This window comes from Amycolatopsis sp. FDAARGOS 1241 (assembly GCF_016889705.1).
Taxonomy (GTDB): Bacteria; Actinomycetota; Actinomycetes; order Mycobacteriales; family Pseudonocardiaceae; genus Amycolatopsis.
In genome coordinates, this window is record NZ_CP069526.1 from 3,775,626 (window position 1) to 3,792,731 (window position 17,106).

The 17,106-nt window shown below is 71.7% G+C and carries 21 protein-coding genes; 6 read left to right on the forward strand and 15 right to left on the reverse strand.

Features of this window, described 5'->3' with window-relative positions; genetic code table 11:
- Positions 1 to 43: 43 nt before the first annotated feature.
- Complete coding sequence (locus tag I6J71_RS18555) at positions 44 to 1,738, forward strand: FAD-dependent oxidoreductase (protein WP_204095852.1); 1,695 nt, start codon at positions 44 to 46, stop codon at positions 1,736 to 1,738.
- Between the two features lies 1 nt (position 1,739).
- Here the strand turns inward: I6J71_RS18555 and I6J71_RS18560 are convergent, their stop codons facing one another.
- The 3 genes from I6J71_RS18560 to I6J71_RS18570 all read right to left on the reverse strand — a co-directional run bounded on the left by I6J71_RS18560 (position 1,740) and on the right by I6J71_RS18570 (position 2,778).
- A complete protein-coding gene (locus I6J71_RS18560; protein WP_204095853.1) occupies positions 1,740 to 2,099 on the reverse strand; it encodes a VOC family protein in 360 nt (119 codons plus the stop codon).
- Between the two features lie 141 nt (positions 2,100 to 2,240).
- Entirely contained in the window at positions 2,241 to 2,573 is a 333-nt protein-coding gene (locus tag I6J71_RS18565; RefSeq protein ID WP_204095854.1) for a plasmid stabilization protein, read from the reverse strand.
- Positions 2,574 to 2,640: 67 nt separating this feature from the next.
- Positions 2,641 to 2,778: a hypothetical protein gene (locus I6J71_RS18570; RefSeq protein ID WP_204095855.1), complete on the reverse strand. Its 138-nt coding sequence runs from the start codon at positions 2,776 to 2,778 to the stop codon at positions 2,641 to 2,643.
- 51 nt (positions 2,779 to 2,829) lie between these two features.
- On the opposite strand from I6J71_RS18570, the gene I6J71_RS18575 reads away from it, so the two are divergent.
- Positions 2,830 to 3,015, forward strand: coding sequence for a hypothetical protein (locus I6J71_RS18575; RefSeq protein WP_204095856.1), 186 nt, complete (start codon positions 2,830 to 2,832; stop codon positions 3,013 to 3,015).
- Positions 3,016 to 3,026: 11 nt separating this feature from the next.
- Here the strand turns inward: I6J71_RS18575 and I6J71_RS18580 are convergent, their stop codons facing one another.
- Both I6J71_RS18580 and I6J71_RS18585 read right to left on the reverse strand, forming a co-directional pair.
- The gene (locus tag I6J71_RS18580) at positions 3,027 to 3,185 is read right to left on the reverse strand and encodes a hypothetical protein (RefSeq protein WP_204095857.1); all 159 of its coding nucleotides are present in this window, start codon (positions 3,183 to 3,185) and stop codon (positions 3,027 to 3,029) included.
- A 56-nt stretch (positions 3,186 to 3,241) separates the two neighbouring features.
- Positions 3,242 to 3,709: an SRPBCC family protein gene (locus I6J71_RS18585; RefSeq protein ID WP_204095858.1), complete on the reverse strand. Its 468-nt coding sequence runs from the start codon at positions 3,707 to 3,709 to the stop codon at positions 3,242 to 3,244.
- A 92-nt stretch (positions 3,710 to 3,801) separates the two neighbouring features.
- On the opposite strand from I6J71_RS18585, the gene I6J71_RS18590 reads away from it, so the two are divergent.
- Complete coding sequence (locus I6J71_RS18590; RefSeq protein ID WP_204097127.1) at positions 3,802 to 4,227, forward strand: RidA family protein; 426 nt, start codon at positions 3,802 to 3,804, stop codon at positions 4,225 to 4,227.
- Between the two features lie 468 nt (positions 4,228 to 4,695).
- On the forward strand, positions 4,696 to 4,986 hold the full coding sequence (locus I6J71_RS18595; RefSeq protein ID WP_204095859.1) for a dihydrofolate reductase family protein: 291 nt from the start codon (positions 4,696 to 4,698) through the stop codon (positions 4,984 to 4,986).
- 60 nt (positions 4,987 to 5,046) lie between these two features.
- Here the strand turns inward: I6J71_RS18595 and I6J71_RS18600 are convergent, their stop codons facing one another.
- On the reverse strand, positions 5,047 to 5,874 hold the full coding sequence (locus tag I6J71_RS18600; RefSeq protein ID WP_204095860.1) for an alpha/beta fold hydrolase: 828 nt from the start codon (positions 5,872 to 5,874) through the stop codon (positions 5,047 to 5,049).
- Positions 5,875 to 6,174: 300 nt separating this feature from the next.
- Here I6J71_RS18600 and I6J71_RS18605 point away from each other — a divergent pair, with 300 nt between their 5' ends.
- A complete protein-coding gene (locus tag I6J71_RS18605) occupies positions 6,175 to 6,378 on the forward strand; it encodes an SDR family oxidoreductase (RefSeq protein WP_204095861.1) in 204 nt (67 codons plus the stop codon).
- 6 nt (positions 6,379 to 6,384) lie between these two features.
- Here I6J71_RS18605 and I6J71_RS18610 read toward each other — a convergent pair whose 3' ends face one another.
- The 7 genes from I6J71_RS18610 to I6J71_RS18640 form a co-directional block, all read right to left on the reverse strand.
- The gene (locus I6J71_RS18610) at positions 6,385 to 7,272 is read right to left on the reverse strand and encodes a serine protease (RefSeq protein ID WP_204095862.1); all 888 of its coding nucleotides are present in this window, start codon (positions 7,270 to 7,272) and stop codon (positions 6,385 to 6,387) included.
- 151 nt (positions 7,273 to 7,423) lie between these two features.
- A complete protein-coding gene (locus I6J71_RS18615) occupies positions 7,424 to 8,584 on the reverse strand; it encodes a serine hydrolase (protein ID WP_204095863.1) in 1,161 nt (386 codons plus the stop codon).
- Positions 8,585 to 8,605: 21 nt separating this feature from the next.
- Positions 8,606 to 9,802 (reverse strand): 2Fe-2S iron-sulfur cluster-binding protein, encoded by a 1,197-nt coding sequence (locus tag I6J71_RS18620; RefSeq protein WP_204095864.1) that lies wholly within the window; start codon positions 9,800 to 9,802, stop codon positions 8,606 to 8,608.
- Positions 9,799 to 10,629, reverse strand: coding sequence for a xanthine dehydrogenase family protein subunit M (locus tag I6J71_RS18625; protein ID WP_204095865.1), 831 nt, complete (start codon positions 10,627 to 10,629; stop codon positions 9,799 to 9,801). The genes I6J71_RS18620 and I6J71_RS18625 overlap by 4 nt, the downstream gene beginning before the upstream one ends.
- A gap of 3 nt (positions 10,630 to 10,632) precedes the next feature.
- Positions 10,633 to 11,412 carry an enoyl-CoA hydratase/isomerase family protein gene (locus I6J71_RS18630; RefSeq protein ID WP_204095866.1) on the reverse strand — a complete coding sequence of 260 codons (780 nt, stop codon included), beginning with the start codon at positions 11,410 to 11,412 and terminating at the stop codon, positions 10,633 to 10,635.
- Positions 11,412 to 13,796, reverse strand: a complete 2,385-nt coding sequence (locus tag I6J71_RS18635; RefSeq protein ID WP_204095867.1) for a xanthine dehydrogenase family protein molybdopterin-binding subunit — start codon at positions 13,794 to 13,796, stop codon at positions 11,412 to 11,414. Before I6J71_RS18635 ends, I6J71_RS18630 begins: the two co-directional genes overlap by 1 nt.
- A complete protein-coding gene (locus I6J71_RS18640) occupies positions 13,793 to 15,346 on the reverse strand; it encodes an AMP-binding protein (RefSeq protein WP_204095868.1) in 1,554 nt (517 codons plus the stop codon). The genes I6J71_RS18635 and I6J71_RS18640 overlap by 4 nt, the downstream gene beginning before the upstream one ends.
- A gap of 79 nt (positions 15,347 to 15,425) precedes the next feature.
- Between I6J71_RS18640 and I6J71_RS18645 the strand changes: the two genes are divergently transcribed.
- Positions 15,426 to 15,956: a PadR family transcriptional regulator gene (locus I6J71_RS18645; RefSeq protein WP_204095869.1), complete on the forward strand. Its 531-nt coding sequence runs from the start codon at positions 15,426 to 15,428 to the stop codon at positions 15,954 to 15,956.
- Positions 15,957 to 16,247: 291 nt separating this feature from the next.
- On the opposite strand, the gene I6J71_RS18650 is transcribed toward I6J71_RS18645, so the two are convergent.
- Positions 16,248 to 16,589: a DUF190 domain-containing protein gene (locus tag I6J71_RS18650; RefSeq protein WP_204095870.1), complete on the reverse strand. Its 342-nt coding sequence runs from the start codon at positions 16,587 to 16,589 to the stop codon at positions 16,248 to 16,250.
- 36 nt (positions 16,590 to 16,625) lie between these two features.
- Positions 16,626 to 16,994 carry a DUF190 domain-containing protein gene (locus tag I6J71_RS18655; RefSeq protein WP_204097128.1) on the reverse strand — a complete coding sequence of 123 codons (369 nt, stop codon included), beginning with the start codon at positions 16,992 to 16,994 and terminating at the stop codon, positions 16,626 to 16,628.
- Positions 16,995 to 17,106 lie beyond the last annotated feature (112 nt).

Here is a 17,106-nt window from a genome sequence, read left to right on the forward strand (position 1 = left end):
ACCGCCGGGCGGCGGGCGGCTTGCGGGCCGCTAGGGTCAGGGCATGTCCGGCGCCGTGCTCGTCGCCGTCGACGGGGACGCGGATGTGCTGCGCGACCTCGGGCGGGAATTGCGCGAGCGCTACGGGCGCCATTACCGCGTCCTCACCTTCACGACTCCCGACGACGCACTGGCGAGCCTCAAGGACCTCGACGACGTCGCGCTGGTGCTGTCCGGGCAATGGCTTTCCGGGATGACCGGCGGTGAATTGCTCAGCCGCGTCCGGCGCCTGCATCCGCACGCCAAACGCGGCCTGCTGATCGCCTGGGGCGAATGGGGCGACCGGGAGACGGGTGAGGCGATCTTCGAGGCGATCGCCCGCGGGCACATCGACCACTACGTGCTCCGCCCGCTCGCCGCGCCCGACGAGGTCTTCCACCACGCCATCTCGAACCTCCTGCTCGAGTGGACGGAAGCGCGGCGCACCTCGCCGTACACGATCCACGTCGTCGGGGAGTCGTGGTCCGGCCGGGCCTACGAGCTGCGCAAGGTGCTCGGGCGCTGCGCGATCCCGCACGCGTTCTCGCTGGCCGACTCCCACGAGGGCCGCGCGCTCATCGCCGAAGTCGGTGCCGACGGCGGGCTCCCGCTCGTCGTCTTCCCCGACGGCAACGTGCTGCGCAACCCCACCGACGCCGACATCGCCGTCGCGACGGGCGCGCCGGTCGACCCGGAGCGCATGGAGTTCGACCTCGTCATCGTCGGGGCGGGACCGGCGGGGCTGTCGGCGGCCATGTACGGCGCGTCGGAAGGGTTCGGCACGCTCGTCGTCGACGAGGGCGGGCTCGGCGGGCAGGCGACGTCCAGTTCGCTGATCCGCAACTACCTCGGCTTCCCGCGTGGCGTCAGCGGCCGCCGGCTGGCCCAGCAGGCCTACGACCAGGCCTGGGTGTTCGGGGCGAAGTTCGTGTTCATGCAACGGGCGGTCGACCTCGAACGCGATGGCGAGCTCACCCTGACGCTCAGCAACGGCACGCGGGTGCACTCCCGCGCCGTGCTGCTCGCGACGGGCGCCGCCTACCACCGGCTCGGCGTGCCCGGGCTCGAAGAGCTGAGCGGCGCCGGCGTCCACTACGGCGGCCCGGCCTCGGAGGCGCCCGGTGCGACCGACCGCGAGGTCTTCGTCGTGGGCGGCGGCAATTCGGCCGGGCAGGCCGCGCTGTACCTGGCCCGCTACGCCCGCCGCGTCACCCTGCTGGTCCGCGCCGATTCGCTGGGCGCGGGGATGTCTCACTACCTCACGCGGGAGATCGCCGCGACGCCGCGGCTGGACGTGCGCCTGGCCACCGAGATCGTCGGCGGCGGAGGCGATGGGTGGCTCGACCACCTCGTCCTGCGCGACCGCCGGACCGGCGAAGTAGAGACGGTGCCCGCCGACGGGCTGTTCGTGATGATCGGTGCCCTGCCGCACACCGACTGGCTGCCCCCGGAGATCCGGCGCGACGAACGTGGCTTCGTCCTCACCGGAGCCGACCTCGACGGCTGCTCCTGGCCGATCGCTCGCACCCGCCTGCCCCTGGAGACGAGCATGCCGGGCGTTTTCGCCGCCGGCGACGCGCGGCACGACTCGGTGAAGCGCGTGGCGTCCGCCGTCGGCGAGGGCTCCGTCGCGATCCAGCTGCTGCACCGGATGTTCACCGCCGAGGGGCTGCGGCCGCGCGGCCGCCCGCAGGAGCCCGTCACCGCGCTCGGCCGGTGACTCACCGGCGGGGGAGCACGCAGAACTCGTTGCCCTCGGGATCGGCCAGCACGATCCAGTGGTCGTCCTCCGGGTCGGCGAGGACCTTCGCGCCCAGGGTCACGAGGCGCTCGACCTCGTCGCGCTGGTCGACGGTCCGCGGGGCGAGATCCAGGTGCAGGCGGTTCTTCACCGTCTTTCCTTCGAGCACCGGCTGGAACAGCAGCGACGGCCGGTCCGGTGCCCTCAGCTCGACGTACGTGACGCCGTGGCTGTCGGTCCACCGGTGCGTCTCCCGGTAGTCCAGGGCCTCCCGCCAGAATTCCGCCAGCGCCTCCGGGTTCCGGCAATCCACGGCGACAGCGACGAGCCGGCTGGTCACGAGCTCTCCCTCAGGTGGTGGTGGGCCGGACGGCACGGGATCCCGCCGGCAAACGGCGTGGGGCGGAACGCAATCACGGTGTCCACACCGGACACGGAGCGCCCGCCGGCGGTGGGCACCGCCGGCGGGGCGAGGTGGGTATCAGCGACCCAGCGCGCTGGCCAATTCCTTCTTCGTCATGCTGGAACGGCCCTTGATGTTGCGCTTCTTGGCCTCGTTGTAGAGCTGGTCCTTCGTGGGACCGCCCGGGCCGAGACGCTTGCCGCTGCGTTCGCCGCCGCGCTGCTGGGGGCTCTTGTCGCGCAGCGAAGTCTTGCTGGCGGAGCGGGATTCTCCGGAGCGGGCGCGGTTCTTGTTCACCGTGCGCGCGGCAATCTCCTCGGCGCGCGATTCGCTCGCGCCCCGGTCCTGCTGCGACGACTTGATGTGCTCGTACTGGCGTTCTCGCTTGCTGTTCCAGCTCTGCTGCGGCACGGCTCCTCCTTGGTCCTGCGAGAGTCCTGCCCGGCGGATACCCGCCCGGCCACCGGCGAAACGGAGGTCAGCCGGAGCCGGACTGCGGGTCGGTGTCGTCGTGCGGGTCGCGTGACGTGCCTTGTTCCCCGCGCAGCGTCTCGCGTTGCGCCTCCGGCGTGTCGCCGTAGGGGTCGTCTCGTTCGGGCGTTTCGGGTTCGGTCATCGGAAGCTCCTTCGGGCTTTCGTCGGCCGGCCGGGCGGGTACCCGGAAGCCATGGCAGGACGACCGGCCAGCGCCATCTCGCTGTTCACCGCGATCGGGACCGGGCTGTGCCTGGCCGTCGGGCTGATCGCGCTCATCCGCCACTGGGCTCCGGGCTACCTGGTGATCTGGTGCGCCGCCCTCGCGGTGGGCGTGGCCGTGAACCTGTGGGCGGCCAAGGGCTCCGGCGGCGAGTGAACCCGGGAAGCTCAACGCTGTCCGGGCGCCTCCTCCTGCGAGTCGCGCGCGGTGTCACCCATCGGGTTCGGGCGCGACTCGCGCTCTTCCTGGGCTGCGTCCTTGGCGTCCCGGATCGCGTGGCGCACCTCGTCGAGCTGCTCTTCCAGGTGCTTCTCGTCGGCAGGCATCGTGAGCTCCCTTCCTGCCTCCGGGTTACCACTGAGCACCGGGCGTGAAACCGCGGTCAGCTCTGGGGCGGCGGCGCGACGTCCCCGCGCCACGTCCCGGTCTCGCGGCCGTCGCGGTGCTCGATGAACGTCTTGAACCGCTGCATGTCAGCCTGCACCCGGCGGTCGAGGACGCCGAGCTTGTCGGCCGCGTTCTCCGCGAACCCCTCGGGGTCCAGGTCCATCTGGGCGGTGACGCGCGTGGTCTCGTCGTCGAGGCGGTGGAACGTGATCACGCCCGCGTGGGTCGGCCCGGAGTCCGACGCCCAGGCGATGCGCTCGTCCGGGTGCTGCTCGGTGATCGTCGCGTCGAATTCGCGCGTCACGCCACCGATCGCTACCTTCCAGTGCGTGTGGGTGGCGTCGAGCTGCCGGATCTCTTCCACGTCCGCCATGAAACGCGGGAACGACTCGAATTGCGTCCACTGGTTGTAGGCGGCGGAGACCGGGACTCGCACATCGACGTGCTCGGTGATCGTGCTCATGGGTCGACGTCCTTCCGTCGGTCGGGTCGCTTCCTTTCCGGCTTACCCGGACGAGCCGCCGCGAAACGGTGGACCATGAGAGCATCGGCGGCATGTCGTCGCGCCGCCGGAACCCCGCAGGAGTCGCGCCGCCGCTGGGGCGGTACAGCCATCTGGCGGAGGTGCCGCCGGGACACCGGCTGGTGTTCGTCGCCGGCCAGCTCGGCCTTCGCCCGGACGGCGCGCTCGCGGGCGCCGGCGCGGAGAGCCAGGCGCGGCAGATCTTCGCCAACATCGAGGCGGTGCTGGCCGCGGCCGGCGCCGGGCCCGAGCACCTCGTGAAGCTGCAGACGTTCGTCGCCGGCACACACCACCTCGCGGGCTACCGCGCGGCGCAGGCCGAAGCGTTCGCGCGGTGGTTCCCGGACGGCGACTTCCCCGCGCAGTCGCTGCTGGTCGTCGCCGCGCTCGCCGGGCCGGACTACGCGGCCGAGGTGGAGGCCGTCGCGGCGGTGCCGGGCCAGGACCCGCCGGGCTGACCTGCGGCCGCGCCGGTTGCCGGGGTTCGGCCGGCCGGTCGGCCAGCGTGAGCAGGCAGTGCGCATGGGGCGTTCCGGTCTTCGGCGTGAGCAGGGACCGTGCTGCGCTTCGAGCCGGCCGGCGGGTGCCGCAGCGATGGCTCTGCCCGCAGGATCACCTTCGCCGAGCCAACTACGTCACGGGGAGTTCGGCATGGGCCTCATCCACCTCGAGCTGTTCGCGATCCTCGATCTCATCGGGCCATCGCCCGGCGGCTGGAGGAGACCCGGTCGGGTTCCCGTACGGCGGCTGGCAGGCGCCGCTGCTGGACGAGGTCACCGGGGCGCAGGTCGGCGGACGGATGACCGCTTCGCCGCCTACCGGGCGCACCAGGAAGGCGGCGAGGACCACGAGATCGCCACGCTCTTCACCAGCGTCGTGAAATACGTGGACTCCCGCGGCGAGCCCGAGTCTCGTGGGCCGGGTTCATGCAGCTCGGCCCGGGCCTGCCCGCCGCGGTGCGCGAGATCCGGGACCGGCACGAGCACATGCGGGTCGTCGGGAGCCTGAACCTGGTGCAGACCCCGCTGCGCGAGAAGCTCTTCGAACGGCTCGGCCTCTGGTCGCACCCGATCGTGCTCGGAGTCGGGAAGAAGGTGTTCGACGGTGGCGCGGTGCCCACGAACGTCACGCGCCTCGAACCGCTCGCAGCCGGTCCGAAGCCACCGTGTTCCTGCGCTACGGACTCGCCGCCGGCACGCCCGGGACAGGCGACATGAGCACACCCGGCGGCGCGATCGAACGCGACGACCGACGCAGCCCGGCCCGTGGCCGCAGTGCTACGCGGGCACGAACTCCCGCAGGACTTCGGCCAGGCGTTCGGGCTGGTCCTCGGGCACGAGCGTCCACGAGTCGGTGATCTCGACGAGCCGGCCCTGAGGGAACAGCTCCGCCAGCCGCCGGCCGTGGGGGCGCGGCATCATCCGGTCCTCCGGTGCCCAGACGACCAGCACCGGACGGTCGAAGTCGCCGAGCCGGGCGGTCCACTTCAGCAGCACCTCGCGCTCCGGCGTGGAGACGGCGAACTTCGCCAGGTCGCGGCGGATCCTGCCGTCACGGGTGGCGGGAGCGAACCAGCCGTCGAGCACCTCGTCGGGGATGCCGTGCTTGCTCAGCCCGCCGTAGGCCTTTTCGTGGTGGCGGAAGAACTTCGTGCCCAGCAGGCGCATCAGCACCCAGACGCCGCCCGGCACCTTGGCCAGGTGCACCAGCGGTCGCGCCGGCGGGGGCGGGAAGTTGTCGAACGCTTCGCACGCCACCAGCACCAGCCGCCCGACGCGCTCGGCGCGGCCCTCGGACAGCAGGAACTGCGGCCCGCCCCAGTCGTTGAGCACCAGGGTGACGTCGTCGAGTCCCAGCCGTTCGAGCAGTTCACCGACCAGCAGCGCCTGTCCGCGCTGGGACAGATCAGCGTCCTCGCGCATCGGCCACCGGTGCGCGCCCAGCGGCAGCGTCGGCAGCACGCACCGGTACCCGGCCAGCAGCGGCACGACCTTGCGCCACTGCGTCTCGTTCATCGGGAACCCGTGGGTGAACACGACCACGGGCCCCTCGCCGCCGGTGTCGGCGTAGTCGATCGGTCCCGCGGACAGCTCGATCGTCGGCATGGCACCTCCCACTAGAACGATCGCTCTAGTGAGGTTAGGTGCCGCGGTCGGGCTTGTCGAGCCGAGCCACGCTCGGCTCCGGCAGCGCTCAAAGCCGTCGCCCGGTGGGGCCGGCTCGACGTGCTGGTCGACAACGCCGGGAGTTTCACCGGCATGTCCTTGACGGACTTCCGCCGCCCTCAGACGGCTCTTCTTCGTCGATGTCGCGGCCCCGAGCCTGCTGGCGAGCGTCGCGCTCAAGCACCTCAACCAGACCCGCGGCGCCCCCGGCAACGTATCTGTCACCTACGGACACCGGCCATGGCCCGGAGCCGCACTACGGCGCGTCGAAACCGGCGCTCGAAGCGGAGTGTCAAAACCGACGATGCCGCGCGCATCCCGCTCGGCCGCCGCGGCCGGCCCGCCGGCATCGCCGCCTGGATCCTCGGCCTGGCCGACCCGCTCGCGGACCGGCTCACGGGCCAGGTCCCGCCGGTCGGCGGCGGCCTGGCCGTCGCCGGCTGAGCCCCGTCAGTTCGCCGAAGCCTGCCGGTACACGGTTTCCGCGACGGGCCCCAGCACCGGGCCGCCCATGGTGTTGGGCTGGTCCGGGTCGAGGCTGCTGTTCACCGAGACGACCGTGCCCGAGCCGGTGGCCGCGTCGAAGTCGGCGAGCCACGGCCCGCCGCTCGAGCCGCCGTCCAGATCACACGGCACGAGCTGCTGCGGATCGCCGGGGGTGCTGGCGCGCTGATCGACCGTGCTGTTCCCCGTGCAGGACAGCAGTTCCTCGCCGAGCTGCGGGTGCGTGTCGGGGTAGCCGAACGTCGTGACCCGCGGTCCGGGCTGCCGGTCGAACGCCACCGGCTGCGCGCCGGCCACGTCGTTGACGTGCTTGCCGCCGACGGGGTCGACGACGACGGCGGCCACGTCGTGGTGCGAGTCGGTGGTCAGGTCCTTCGGGGTCAGCACCGTGCGCACCGGGAACACCCCGAACGGCCGGTCGCCCTGGTCGTAGCCGGGCACGAACACCATGGTCGGGTACGACAGATCGGGTGCGCCGGGCTTCCAGACACAGTGCCCGGCCGTGAGCACGACGTCGTGGTTCCCGCTGCGGACCGACGTCGCGGTGCAGTAGCTGTCCAGGCCGTTGTCGCCGTGCACGAAGAAGAGCCTGCCGATGGTGCCCAAGGGTTTTCCGTGCCACGGTTGGGAAATCGGCCCGGTCGGCCCGAGGTCGTTGTCCTGGCCGACCTGCTTCATGCGCTGCGGTGTCCAGTACGCCAGGGCGTCGGCGCGTTCCTGCGGGGTGAAGTTCACGACCGCGACGCTGTCGTCGGCCGAGGCCACCGCGGGCGCGGCGCCCGCCGTAACCAGGCACGCGGTCGTGATCGCCAGTGCTGTCCGGGTCCTGTGCAACGTCGGCCTCCCTTGTGACGAGATGATCACTCGGGAGACGTGCCGAGCCGGGTCGGGGTTGGGCCCCGAGAGCACCCCGACCGGGTGATCGGGGCCTGCGAACGCGGACCCGGCCGGGTGGTCGCGGCACCCGGCCAGGGTCGCGCCGTGCTCAGAGCGTGGCGTACAGCGCCCGCTCGAAGTCTTCGTAGAGCTTCATGAACGGCGGCGGCACGAACGGCAGCGACTGGCTGTAGATCGCGCCCGTCACGCCCGTCTCGCGGTCGACCCAGAAGAACGAGTTGCACAGCCCGGCCCACGTTCCGCTGCCCGCGGCGCGCATGCCCGTGGCCTGCTCACCGTTGAGCAGCAGCCCCAGACCCCACCGGTAGCCCGGCCCGGCGGCGAAGTCGTGGGACGACGCCGGGTCGGCGGTGCTGATGCGCTCCGGGAACTTCAGGTCGCCGATCTGGTTGGTGAACGCGGCGTCCACGGTGGACTTCTCGAGCACCTTCGTGCCGTCGAGCGTGCCGCCGCCCAGCAGCATGCGCTGGAACTTGAGGTAGTCGCGCGGCGTCGAGTACAGGCCGTGCCCACCCGCCCAGTACTCGGGCACCTCCGGGATGTTGATGTCGGTCGCGAGCCAGCCGCCGTCTTCGCCTCGGACGTGGATCGGCGCGAGGTTGGCGCGCTGCGCCGCGGTGGGGGCGAACGACGTCTCGGTCATCCCCAGCGGTCCGGTGATGTGCTCCGCGAAGTACTTGTCGAGCGTGGTGCCCGAGACGGCTTCGACGACGCGGCCGAGCCAGTCGGTGTTGGTGCCGTATTCGACGGTGGTACCGGGGTCGGCGATCATCGGCGCCGTGAACACCACGTTCTGGCCCGACAGCACGTTGGGGGTGCCGGTGGCGGCCTCCCACTTGACGATGTCGGAGTTCCAGAACCAGTAGCTCAGGCCCGACGTGTGCGTCATCAGCTGCCGGATCGTCGCCTGCGAGGCCGGGGCCCGCAGCTGCGGTGTGTCGCCGTCGAACCCGGTCAGCACCTTGACGTCGGCGAACTCGGGGCGGTAGCGCTCGACGGGGGCGTCGAGCTCGATCTTGCCCTCGTCGGCCAGCCGGAGTGCGGCGGCGGTCGTGACCATCTTGGTCATCGACATGATGCGGAAATGGGTGTCGGCCGAAGCGGGTTCGCTGCTGCCGGCGGCACGCGGGCCGGCGGCGCCTTCGTAGACGATCCCGTCGCCGTCGGCCGCGATGGCGACGACGTTGGGCACGTCGCCGTTGTCCACGGCGTCGCTCAGGATCTTGTCGATCGAGGCGGTTGAACTCATCGTTGAGTCCCTTTCGGGTGGTTAGTTACGTGGGCTGTGCTCGGCACGGCGCAAGCGCCGGCCCCATTCCCGCGCTTTCGCGACGAGAGTGGCTCCGAGGAGGGCCAGCGCGCCGGGCGGCTTGGCCGCCGCCGTGCGCACTCCGGACACCGCGGTCTCCTCCACGGCCGCGGCGAACTGCTCGAACATGCGCCGGCTGACGTCGCCGGCCAGCGCCCGGCCGAACTGCGCGATCCGGCCGGTCAAGTACACCTGCGCGGTCGCGCGCAGGCGGGTGCCGGCCGGGGTTTCCTCGGCCAGCAGCAGGATGTCGGCCTGGGTGCGCCCGCCTCCGGCGTCTTCGCCCTGGCCGATCACGCGCAGCCGGTGCGCCGCGGCGTCGCGTTCGCTCACCTGCGCGAGCCCGGCGAACGACAGCCGGATCGGCCCGACGGCCACGCGCGCGCGGCCGCGGTAGCGGTCGTCGCCGAGGTGCTCGGTGATCTCCGCGCCCGGCAGGCACGCGGCGACGAGGTCGATGTCGTCGAGCACCCGCCACGTCTTCTCCGGCGACGCGGCGAGTTCCTGCGTGACCTCGACGGTGAACGTCGGATCTCCCTGCGGCAGCTCGATCTCGCGCGCGCCGGCGGTTTCGGGCGCGGTCTTCGCGCCCGGCTTGGCGGCGGTGTGCCCCAGCAGCACGTGCTGCCCGCAGTTGCGCGGCGCCGGGATCCCGTCGCGGTGCGCGTGCGCGACCTCCGAGACCGCCGAGAGGATGTTGCGGTACCCGGTGCAGCGGCACAGCACGCCCGACAGCTCGACCGGCAGGTCCTCCTCAGCCACGTCCGGTTTGCTCACCAGCAGATCGTAGGACGACAGCAGAAACCCGGGAGTGCAGAAGCCGCACTGCAGCGCGTGGTGCGCGCCGAACGCCTCCTGCAGCGGGTGCAGGTCGTCGGGGCGGCCGAGACCCTCGACGGTCACGATCTCCGCGCCGTCGAGCTGGCAGGCGAACAGCAGGCACGCACGCGCGGCCGAGCCGTCGACCAGGACCGTGCACATGCCGCAGACGCCGTGCTCGCAGCCGAGGTGCGTGCCGGTGAGGCCGAGGTGGTCGCGCAGCGCGTCGGCGAGCGTGACCCGCGCCGGCAACGACAGCGTCACTTCGGTGCCGTTGACGGTCATGGTCACGTCGAGCGGTTCGCCGGCCTCGGCGCGGACGGGCCGGGGCCGGGTCATGCGGGTCCTCCTTCCGCGGCGCGCCGGGCCCGGGCGACCTCCCGCACGGCCAGCGCGGCCACGAGCCGCTGCCGGTACTCGCGCGAGCCGTGCGGGTCGCCGGCGGTGTCGACGAGGTCGCGGGCCAGCGCCGCCAGTGCTTCGTCGTCGAGACCGGTGACGTCACGGGTCACCGGCCGGTCGGACACGCCGAACGCGGTGAGCACGGTTTTGCCGCCCGCGTGGGCGCGCGTGGCGACGCCGGCGAGAGCGAAGTCGCCGTGGCGGCGGGCGATCTCGGCGAACCCGAAGCCGTCGCCCGGCCGCGCGACGGGGAAGCGCACCGCGGCGAGCACGTCCTCGGGTCCGACCGCGGTGGCCATGGCGCCGTGGAAGAACTCGGCGGCGGTGACCGTGCGCCGGCCCCGCTGCCCCGCGATCTCCAGCTGCGCGTTCAGGCAGCAGGCGACGGCGGGCAGTTCGGCGGCGGGGTCGGCGTGCGCGATGCTGCCGCACACCGTCCCGCGGCTGCGCAGCTCGCGGTGCCCGATCCACGGCAGCGCCAGCCGCAGCAGCGGCACGGCCGCGGTGAGGGAGTGCTGCTCCAGAGTCCGCTGGCGCACGAGCGCGCCGATCACCAGCTGGTCACCCTCGCGGCGCACGTAGTCCAATTCGGACAGTGCCGAGATGTCGACCACAGTGGACGGGCGGGCCAGGCGCATCGCGAGGATGGGCACGAGCGACTGCCCGCCGGCGAGCACCTTCCCCTCGCCCCGGCTGCGCACGAGCTCGGCGACCGCGTCGTCGAGGGTCGCGGGCCGCACGTAGGCGAACGGTGCTGCTTTCACGGCTCAGCGTCCCTGGAACTTCGCGGCCCGCTTCTCGGTGAACGCAGCGACACCCTCGGCGAAGTCGTGGCTCGCGCGCAGCATCGCGTACGCCTTGCGCTCCAGCTCGATGCCGGTGTAGAGCGGTCCATCGACACCCTTGTCGAGCACCTCCTTGGCGGTGCGCGCGGCCATCGGTGAGTACCCGAGCAGGGTTGCCACGACCTTGTCGGTCTCCGCGTAGAGCGCTTCGCGGTCGTCGGCGAGCTTGGCCACCAGGCCCCAGTCCAGCGCCTGCTCGCCGGTGATCCGCTCGGCCGTGAGGATGTGGAACTTCGCCCGCGACAGCCCGATCAGCCGCGCCAGGCGCTGGGTGCCGCCGCTGCCGGGGATCATGCCGAGCTTCATCTCCGGCAGCGCGAAACGGCTGCGCGGGGTGGCGAGGCGGATGTCGGTCGAGAGCACCAGTTCCAGGCCGACGCCGAAGCAGTAGCCGTCGACCGCGGCGACCACGATCTTCTTGCTGCGCGAGGGCGCGGTGACGTTGTGGCCGAGGTCGGTGAAGTCCACCGGCTCGACCTCCATGAACCCGGGGATGTCACCGCCCGACGAAAAGTGCTCGCCGTCGGACTTGAGCACGACGACCCGCACGTTGTCGTCCGCGTCGATCTCGGTGAACAGGTCCGCCATGCGCTGGCGCATCTCCCACGTGATGATCGTGAAGCGGCCGTGGGACAGGGTCAGCTCCGCGACCTGCCCGTCGTGCGTGCGGTCGAGGCGGATCTCGCCTCCGGTGAGCGCCATCAGGCCTTCCTCTCCAGTAGTTCGTGCACGACGGTGCCGTGCAGGGGCAGGGACGTGACCTCGACGCCGAGCGCGTCGGTCACCGCGTTGGCGATGGCCACCGGCAGGCTCATGCTGGAGCCCTCACCGCAGCCCTTCGCGCCGAGCGTGGTGAACGGCGACGGCGTCTCGAGGTGGTCGCTCAGCAGCGGGTAGCTCGCTTCCGCGCTGGTGGGGCACAGGTAGTCCATGAACGTCGCCGACGTCGGCTGGCCGGAGTCGGCGTAGCGCAGCTCCTCGTAGAGCGCACCGCCGAGCGCGTGGGCGAGGGCGCCGTGGACCTGGCCCTCGAGCAGCTTCGGGTTCAGGATCGTGCCAGCGTCGTGCACCGTGGACACCAGCTCGACCTCGACGGCGAGGCTCACCGGGTCGATGCGCACGGCCACGAGCTCGGCGACGAACCCGTAGCACAGGCTGGAGTTGATCTGGTCCCCTGTGGACGGTGCCTTGGCCTGCGGCGGGGTGAACGCCGCTTCTTCGTAGAGCCGCGCGGAAACCCCTTCGGGCAGCGAGCCCGGGTCCCAGTGCACCAGCCCGGCCGCGTGCCTGAAGGCGACCCGCCGGCTCGGATCATCGCGCCTGCGCACGAATCCGTCGGCCAGCTCCAGCCGATCGGGGTCCGTGTCGAGGAGGACTCCGGCGGCGGTGCGGATCGTTCCGGCGATCTTGTCCGCCGCGGCGACCAGTGCGCTGGTCAGCAGGGGAGCGAACCGCGAGGAGTAACTGCCGGAAGTGATGGTCCACGGTGTGGTCGCGGTGTCCATCTCGACGACCGGCCGGACGGCTTCGACCGGCAGCCCGAGCCGCTGCGCCACGACCTGGCGCGCGACGGTGGCGTGCCCCTGACCCTGCGGCACCGTCCCGAGCAGCACCGACACCACGCCCTGCGGGTCGACGCTGATCCGCACGTGCTCGGTACTGCCCGACTTGCCGCGTCCGGCCGCGCGCTGTTCGGCCGGCGTCGCGAGCCCCACGTAGCCGATGTTGGTGGCCGACGGGTCGACGATCGTCGCCAGCCCGATGCCGAAGTACTCGCCGGCTTCGCGCGCCTGCCGCCGGCGTTCACGCAGCTTCTCGTAGTCGGCGTTGCGCAGCGCCAGCTCGAACGCGCGCGGGTAGTCGCCCGAGTCGTACACGCCGCCGCTGGGCGTGTGGTAGGGGAAGGAACCGGCCTGGATGAGGTTGCGGCGCCGGATCTCCGCGGGGTCGAGACCGAGCTCGTGCGCGACGCGGTCCATGATCCGCTCGAGCCCGAAGTACAGCTGCTGCCCGCCGAACCCGCGGTTGAGGCCGGTGGGCGTTTTGTTCGTGACGACCGCGCGAGCCCGGATCTGCACCGCCTCGATGCCGTACGCGCCGGTGATGTTGCCGAAGCAGCGGTAGAGCGTGCTCGGCTCGGGCGGGCGCAGGTAGGCGCCGACGTTGTCGATCAGGTCGGCGCGCAGCGCCTCGACCTTGCCGTCCGCGTCGACGGCGGCTTCGAACCGCATTCGCCGGTCCGACCCGGCCGAGCTGGACAGCAGGTGCTCGATGCGGTCCTCGGTCCAGCGCACAGGCCGGCCGCAGTGCTTGCTGGCCAGCGCCATCAGCGCGACGTACGGGTAGATCCCGGACTTGATGCCGAAGCTGCCGCCGATGTCCGCCGGCACGCGCAGCCGCACCCGCGACGTCGGCAGTCCCAGTCCTGCCGCGAGCACCGGCACCATTGAGAACGGGCCGTGGAAGTTGGCCCACGCCGTGACCGCAGGGCCGTCGGCGTCCTCCTGCCACTCCGCGATCACGGAGTAGCACTCCATCGGTGCCGAGGTGTAGCGCGGGAAGCTGTATTCCCCGGTCACCACGTGGGCGGCGTTCGCGAAGAGCTCGTCCACCGCGCCGAACGTGAACGTGCGGTCCGTGGCGACGTTGCTGCCGACTTCGTCGTGCAGCACCGGTGCGTCGCCGGCGATCGCCTTGACGGTGTCGACGACCGCGGGCAGCGGCTCGTAATCCACATCGACCAGTTCCGCGGCGTCCTCGGCCGTGTATCGGTCGGCGGCGACGACGACGGCCACCGGCTCACCCACGAACCGCACCTTGTCGGTGCCGACCGGGTAGTAGCGGATGGGCGTCTTGAGCGAGAGCGGGAACGGCTTGAGCGCCGCGAGCACCTCTTCCGGGCCGAGCGCCACGGCGACGCCGGGGTGCGCGCGGGCGCGCGAGAGGTCCACCGAACGGATGCGCGCGTGCGGGTGCGGGCTGCGCACCACGGCCGCGACGAGCGCGCCGCGCATCGGGTCCAGGTCGTCGAGGAACCGGCCCTTGCCGCACAGCAGCGGGACGTCTTCGACGCGGGCGGCCGTCATGCGCGCTCCTTCCCGGGCATGAGCCGAGCGAGTTCCCGGTAGTGGCCCGCGGTCAGCTCGCGGCGCAGGATCTTGCCGACGGCGGACTTCGGGATCCCGGCGACCGCGAGGTAGCGTTTCGGCCGCTTCAGCGACGGTAGCCCGGACTCCTCGCGCGCGTAGGCCTCCACCTGCGCCAGGGTTTCCTCGGGCCGGCGCCCGTCGGACGGCACGACGAACGCGGTGACGGCGCTGCCCCAGCGGTCGTCGGGGAGCCCCACGACCACGACCTCGGCCACGGCCGGGCAGCGCACCAACGCGTCTTCGATGTCCTCCGGGTAGATGTTCTCGCCGCCGGAGTTGATCATGTCGTCGACGCGGCCCGCGACCCACAGGTCGCCGTCCTCGTCCTCGGTGGCGAGGTCACCGGTGAAGTACCAGCCGCCGCGCAGGGCTTTCGCGTCGGCGTCGGGCCGGTGCCAGTATCCCTGGAACGCCTCCGGGCTCTCCAGGGACACGGCCACCTGCCCCGGTTCTCCCGGCGCTACGAGATCGTCGGGCGTGGCGCCCTCGGCCGGGCTGACCAGCCGGACGCGGGAGAAGACCCCGGCGCGGCCGGCACAGCCCGGTTTGCGGCGCACGTCGGGGCCGATCGTGAAGGTGTAGATCTCCGTGCTGCCGAAGTGGTTCACGAACACCTCGGGGTGCAGTTCGGCGTCGAGGCGTTCGGCGAGCGCCGGCGTCATCGACGCGCCCGCGTAGGCCAGGCGCCGCACCGACTTCGCCTCGGCCAGCCGTCCTGTGTGGACCAGCGACCAGTACGCGGTGGGCACGAGGTAGAGCGCGCTGATCGCCTCGCCCGTGATCAGCTCCAGTGACTCCTCGGCGTCGAACTTCTCCTGCGGCACCCACGTGCCCGCCGCGACGATGCTGGCGAGCAGCGCGCGCATGCCCATCGTGTGGAACATCGGCATGACACCGAGCGTGACCTCGCCCGTGCGCTGCTGGGTCTGGATCAGGTGCGCGACCGCGGCCGCGTGCTCGGCGGAGTGCCGGCGCGGCACGCCCTTCGGCCGGCCCGTGGTGCCGGACGTGTAGAGCATGACGCTGGTGTCGTCTTCGGCCGGCTGGTGCTTCGGCGCGGGGGTGTCGAGCAGCCGGGCCAGCGGGGTCGCCTTTCCTGGCGCGTCCAGGGGCTCGCCGGCGTGCGCGCGAGCGGGCAGTCCGTCGATCCCGGCCACGGTCGGTTCGGTCGAAGTGTCCGTGACGAGGAGGGCGGGGGAGCAGTCGCGCAAGCAGTAGGCGACGTCGCCGGCGTCGAACCGCGTGGACAGCGGCACCGAGATCGCGCCCGTCTTCTGCACGGCGAGGTGGAGGCTCGCGAGCGGCTCGCCGCCGGCGAGGAGCAGGGCGACGTGGTCGCCGGGCCGCACCCCGAGGCGGGTGAGCGCACCCGCCAGCCGGTCGGTGCGCTCGTCCCACTCCGCGTAGGTCATCGGGTGCCGGCCGCCGACCGCCCGGCGGTGCGGGTAGCGCTCGGCCGTCCAGCGGAAGGACCTCACCAAGTCCATCGGCGCACTCCTGGGTCAGATGGTCCGATTCGCATCGTCTGTTTCGGACTATGGGCGAAATTACGGTAGGGTCGAGGGCATGTCAAGCGGACGGTTGAGCACGACTTCGTACGTCGTGCTGGGGACGATCGGGCTGCGTGGGCCGTCCACGCCGTACGACCTGAAGCGCGCCGTCGGGCACTCGGTGGGGTACTTCTGGTCGTTCCCGCACGCGCAGCTGTACTCGGAACCGGAGCGGCTCGAGCGCATGGGCCTGCTCTCGGTCGAGACGGAGCAGACGGGACGGCGCCGCAAGGTCTACAGCATCACCGACGAGGGCCGCGAAGCCGTGCGCTCCTGGCTCGCCGGGCCGACGCACGAGCACTTCGAGATGCGCGACATCGCGGAGATGAAGCTGTTCTTCCACGAGCTCGGCGAGCCGGGCAACATCGCCAACCTCGCGCGCGAGCAGATCAAGCAGAACGAAGAGCGCATCGCGGTGTACCAGGACATGCAGCGCCGCTTCGGCGCGGAACCGAAGTACGCGCGCCGCATGATCCCGCTGCGCCTCGGCCTCGAGATGGAACAGGCGGCGCTGCGGTTCTGGCGGCAGATCGCGGAGGAATACTAGGCCTGGGGCAGCCCGTCGAGGTTGCCGGCGTGAAGCCACTTCCGCGGCCGCGACTCGGTGGCTCCACTGTGGACACACACCCTCCCGGATCCGGAAAGTCCCGGCGAGGTGACGGGGCCCGGCTTCGGCGCGTTTCATCTTGCCGGTGCTCGCCTTCGGCAGCACCGCCGGGCACGGCCAACGCGGAGACGGATCCGCGCCGCACGGCCGGGTGCGCGGCTGCGACGGTGTGCTGTACGACGGCCCGATCCGTTTGGCGGAGGCGGGGGAGCGGTTCGGCGTCGGCGACGTTCAGGCGCGGTGCGCCGGTTCGTAGCGGAGGACCTCGACCTCGTCGAGGAGCACGGTGCCGTCGGCGAGGAGCTCGTCGAGCTCGGGCAGGAACCCACGGACCTTGTCCTCGTCGTCGACGATGATCACGAGGATGGGGAGGTCCTCGGCCAGGCTCAGGATCTCCTCGGTGTGGATCAGCGACGTCGTGCCGAAGCCTTCACACCCGTGCAACACCGTCGCCCCGGCCAGGCCGGCTTCGTGGGCGCGTTTGACGATTTCGTGGTGCAGCGGCTGGTGGTGCCAGGTGTCGTCCTCGCCGAGGAAGATCAAGGCCCGCAACGCTTTGCCGCTCCGGTGCACGCGTCGCACCTCCTTCTCGTCTGGGGGTGTCGCCGGCTACTCGGCGTGCTGCCACCAATGGGTGTGCGGGCGCTCCGGCACGGTGTACCGGATGCCCTCGACCTCGTCGAGGGTCACCAGCCCGCTCATGCCGAGGTCGTCCAGTTGCGGCAGGAACGCCCTGATCCGCTCCTCGGTGTCGGCGATCGTGATCAGCAAGGGGAGATCGTCACTGAGCCGGAACACGTGTGCGGTGTGGATCCGCGAGGTCGCGCCGTAGCCTTCGATACCGCGGATGACCGTCGCACCGGCGAGACCCGCGTCATGGGCCCGCTGCACGATCTCTCCGGCCAGCGGCTTGTGGTGCCAGAGATCCCCGTTGCCGACGAAGATCGACAACCGCAGGATCCGCTCGGAACTCTTCATGGTCATCTGCTACCTCCTGGCACGAGTGGTCGCCACGCGTCTGTACCAGGAAGCCATCAGCCCCACCGGGGCGGTTCGGCCCGAAGGCCAGGCGGGATCCATCGCCGGGTCA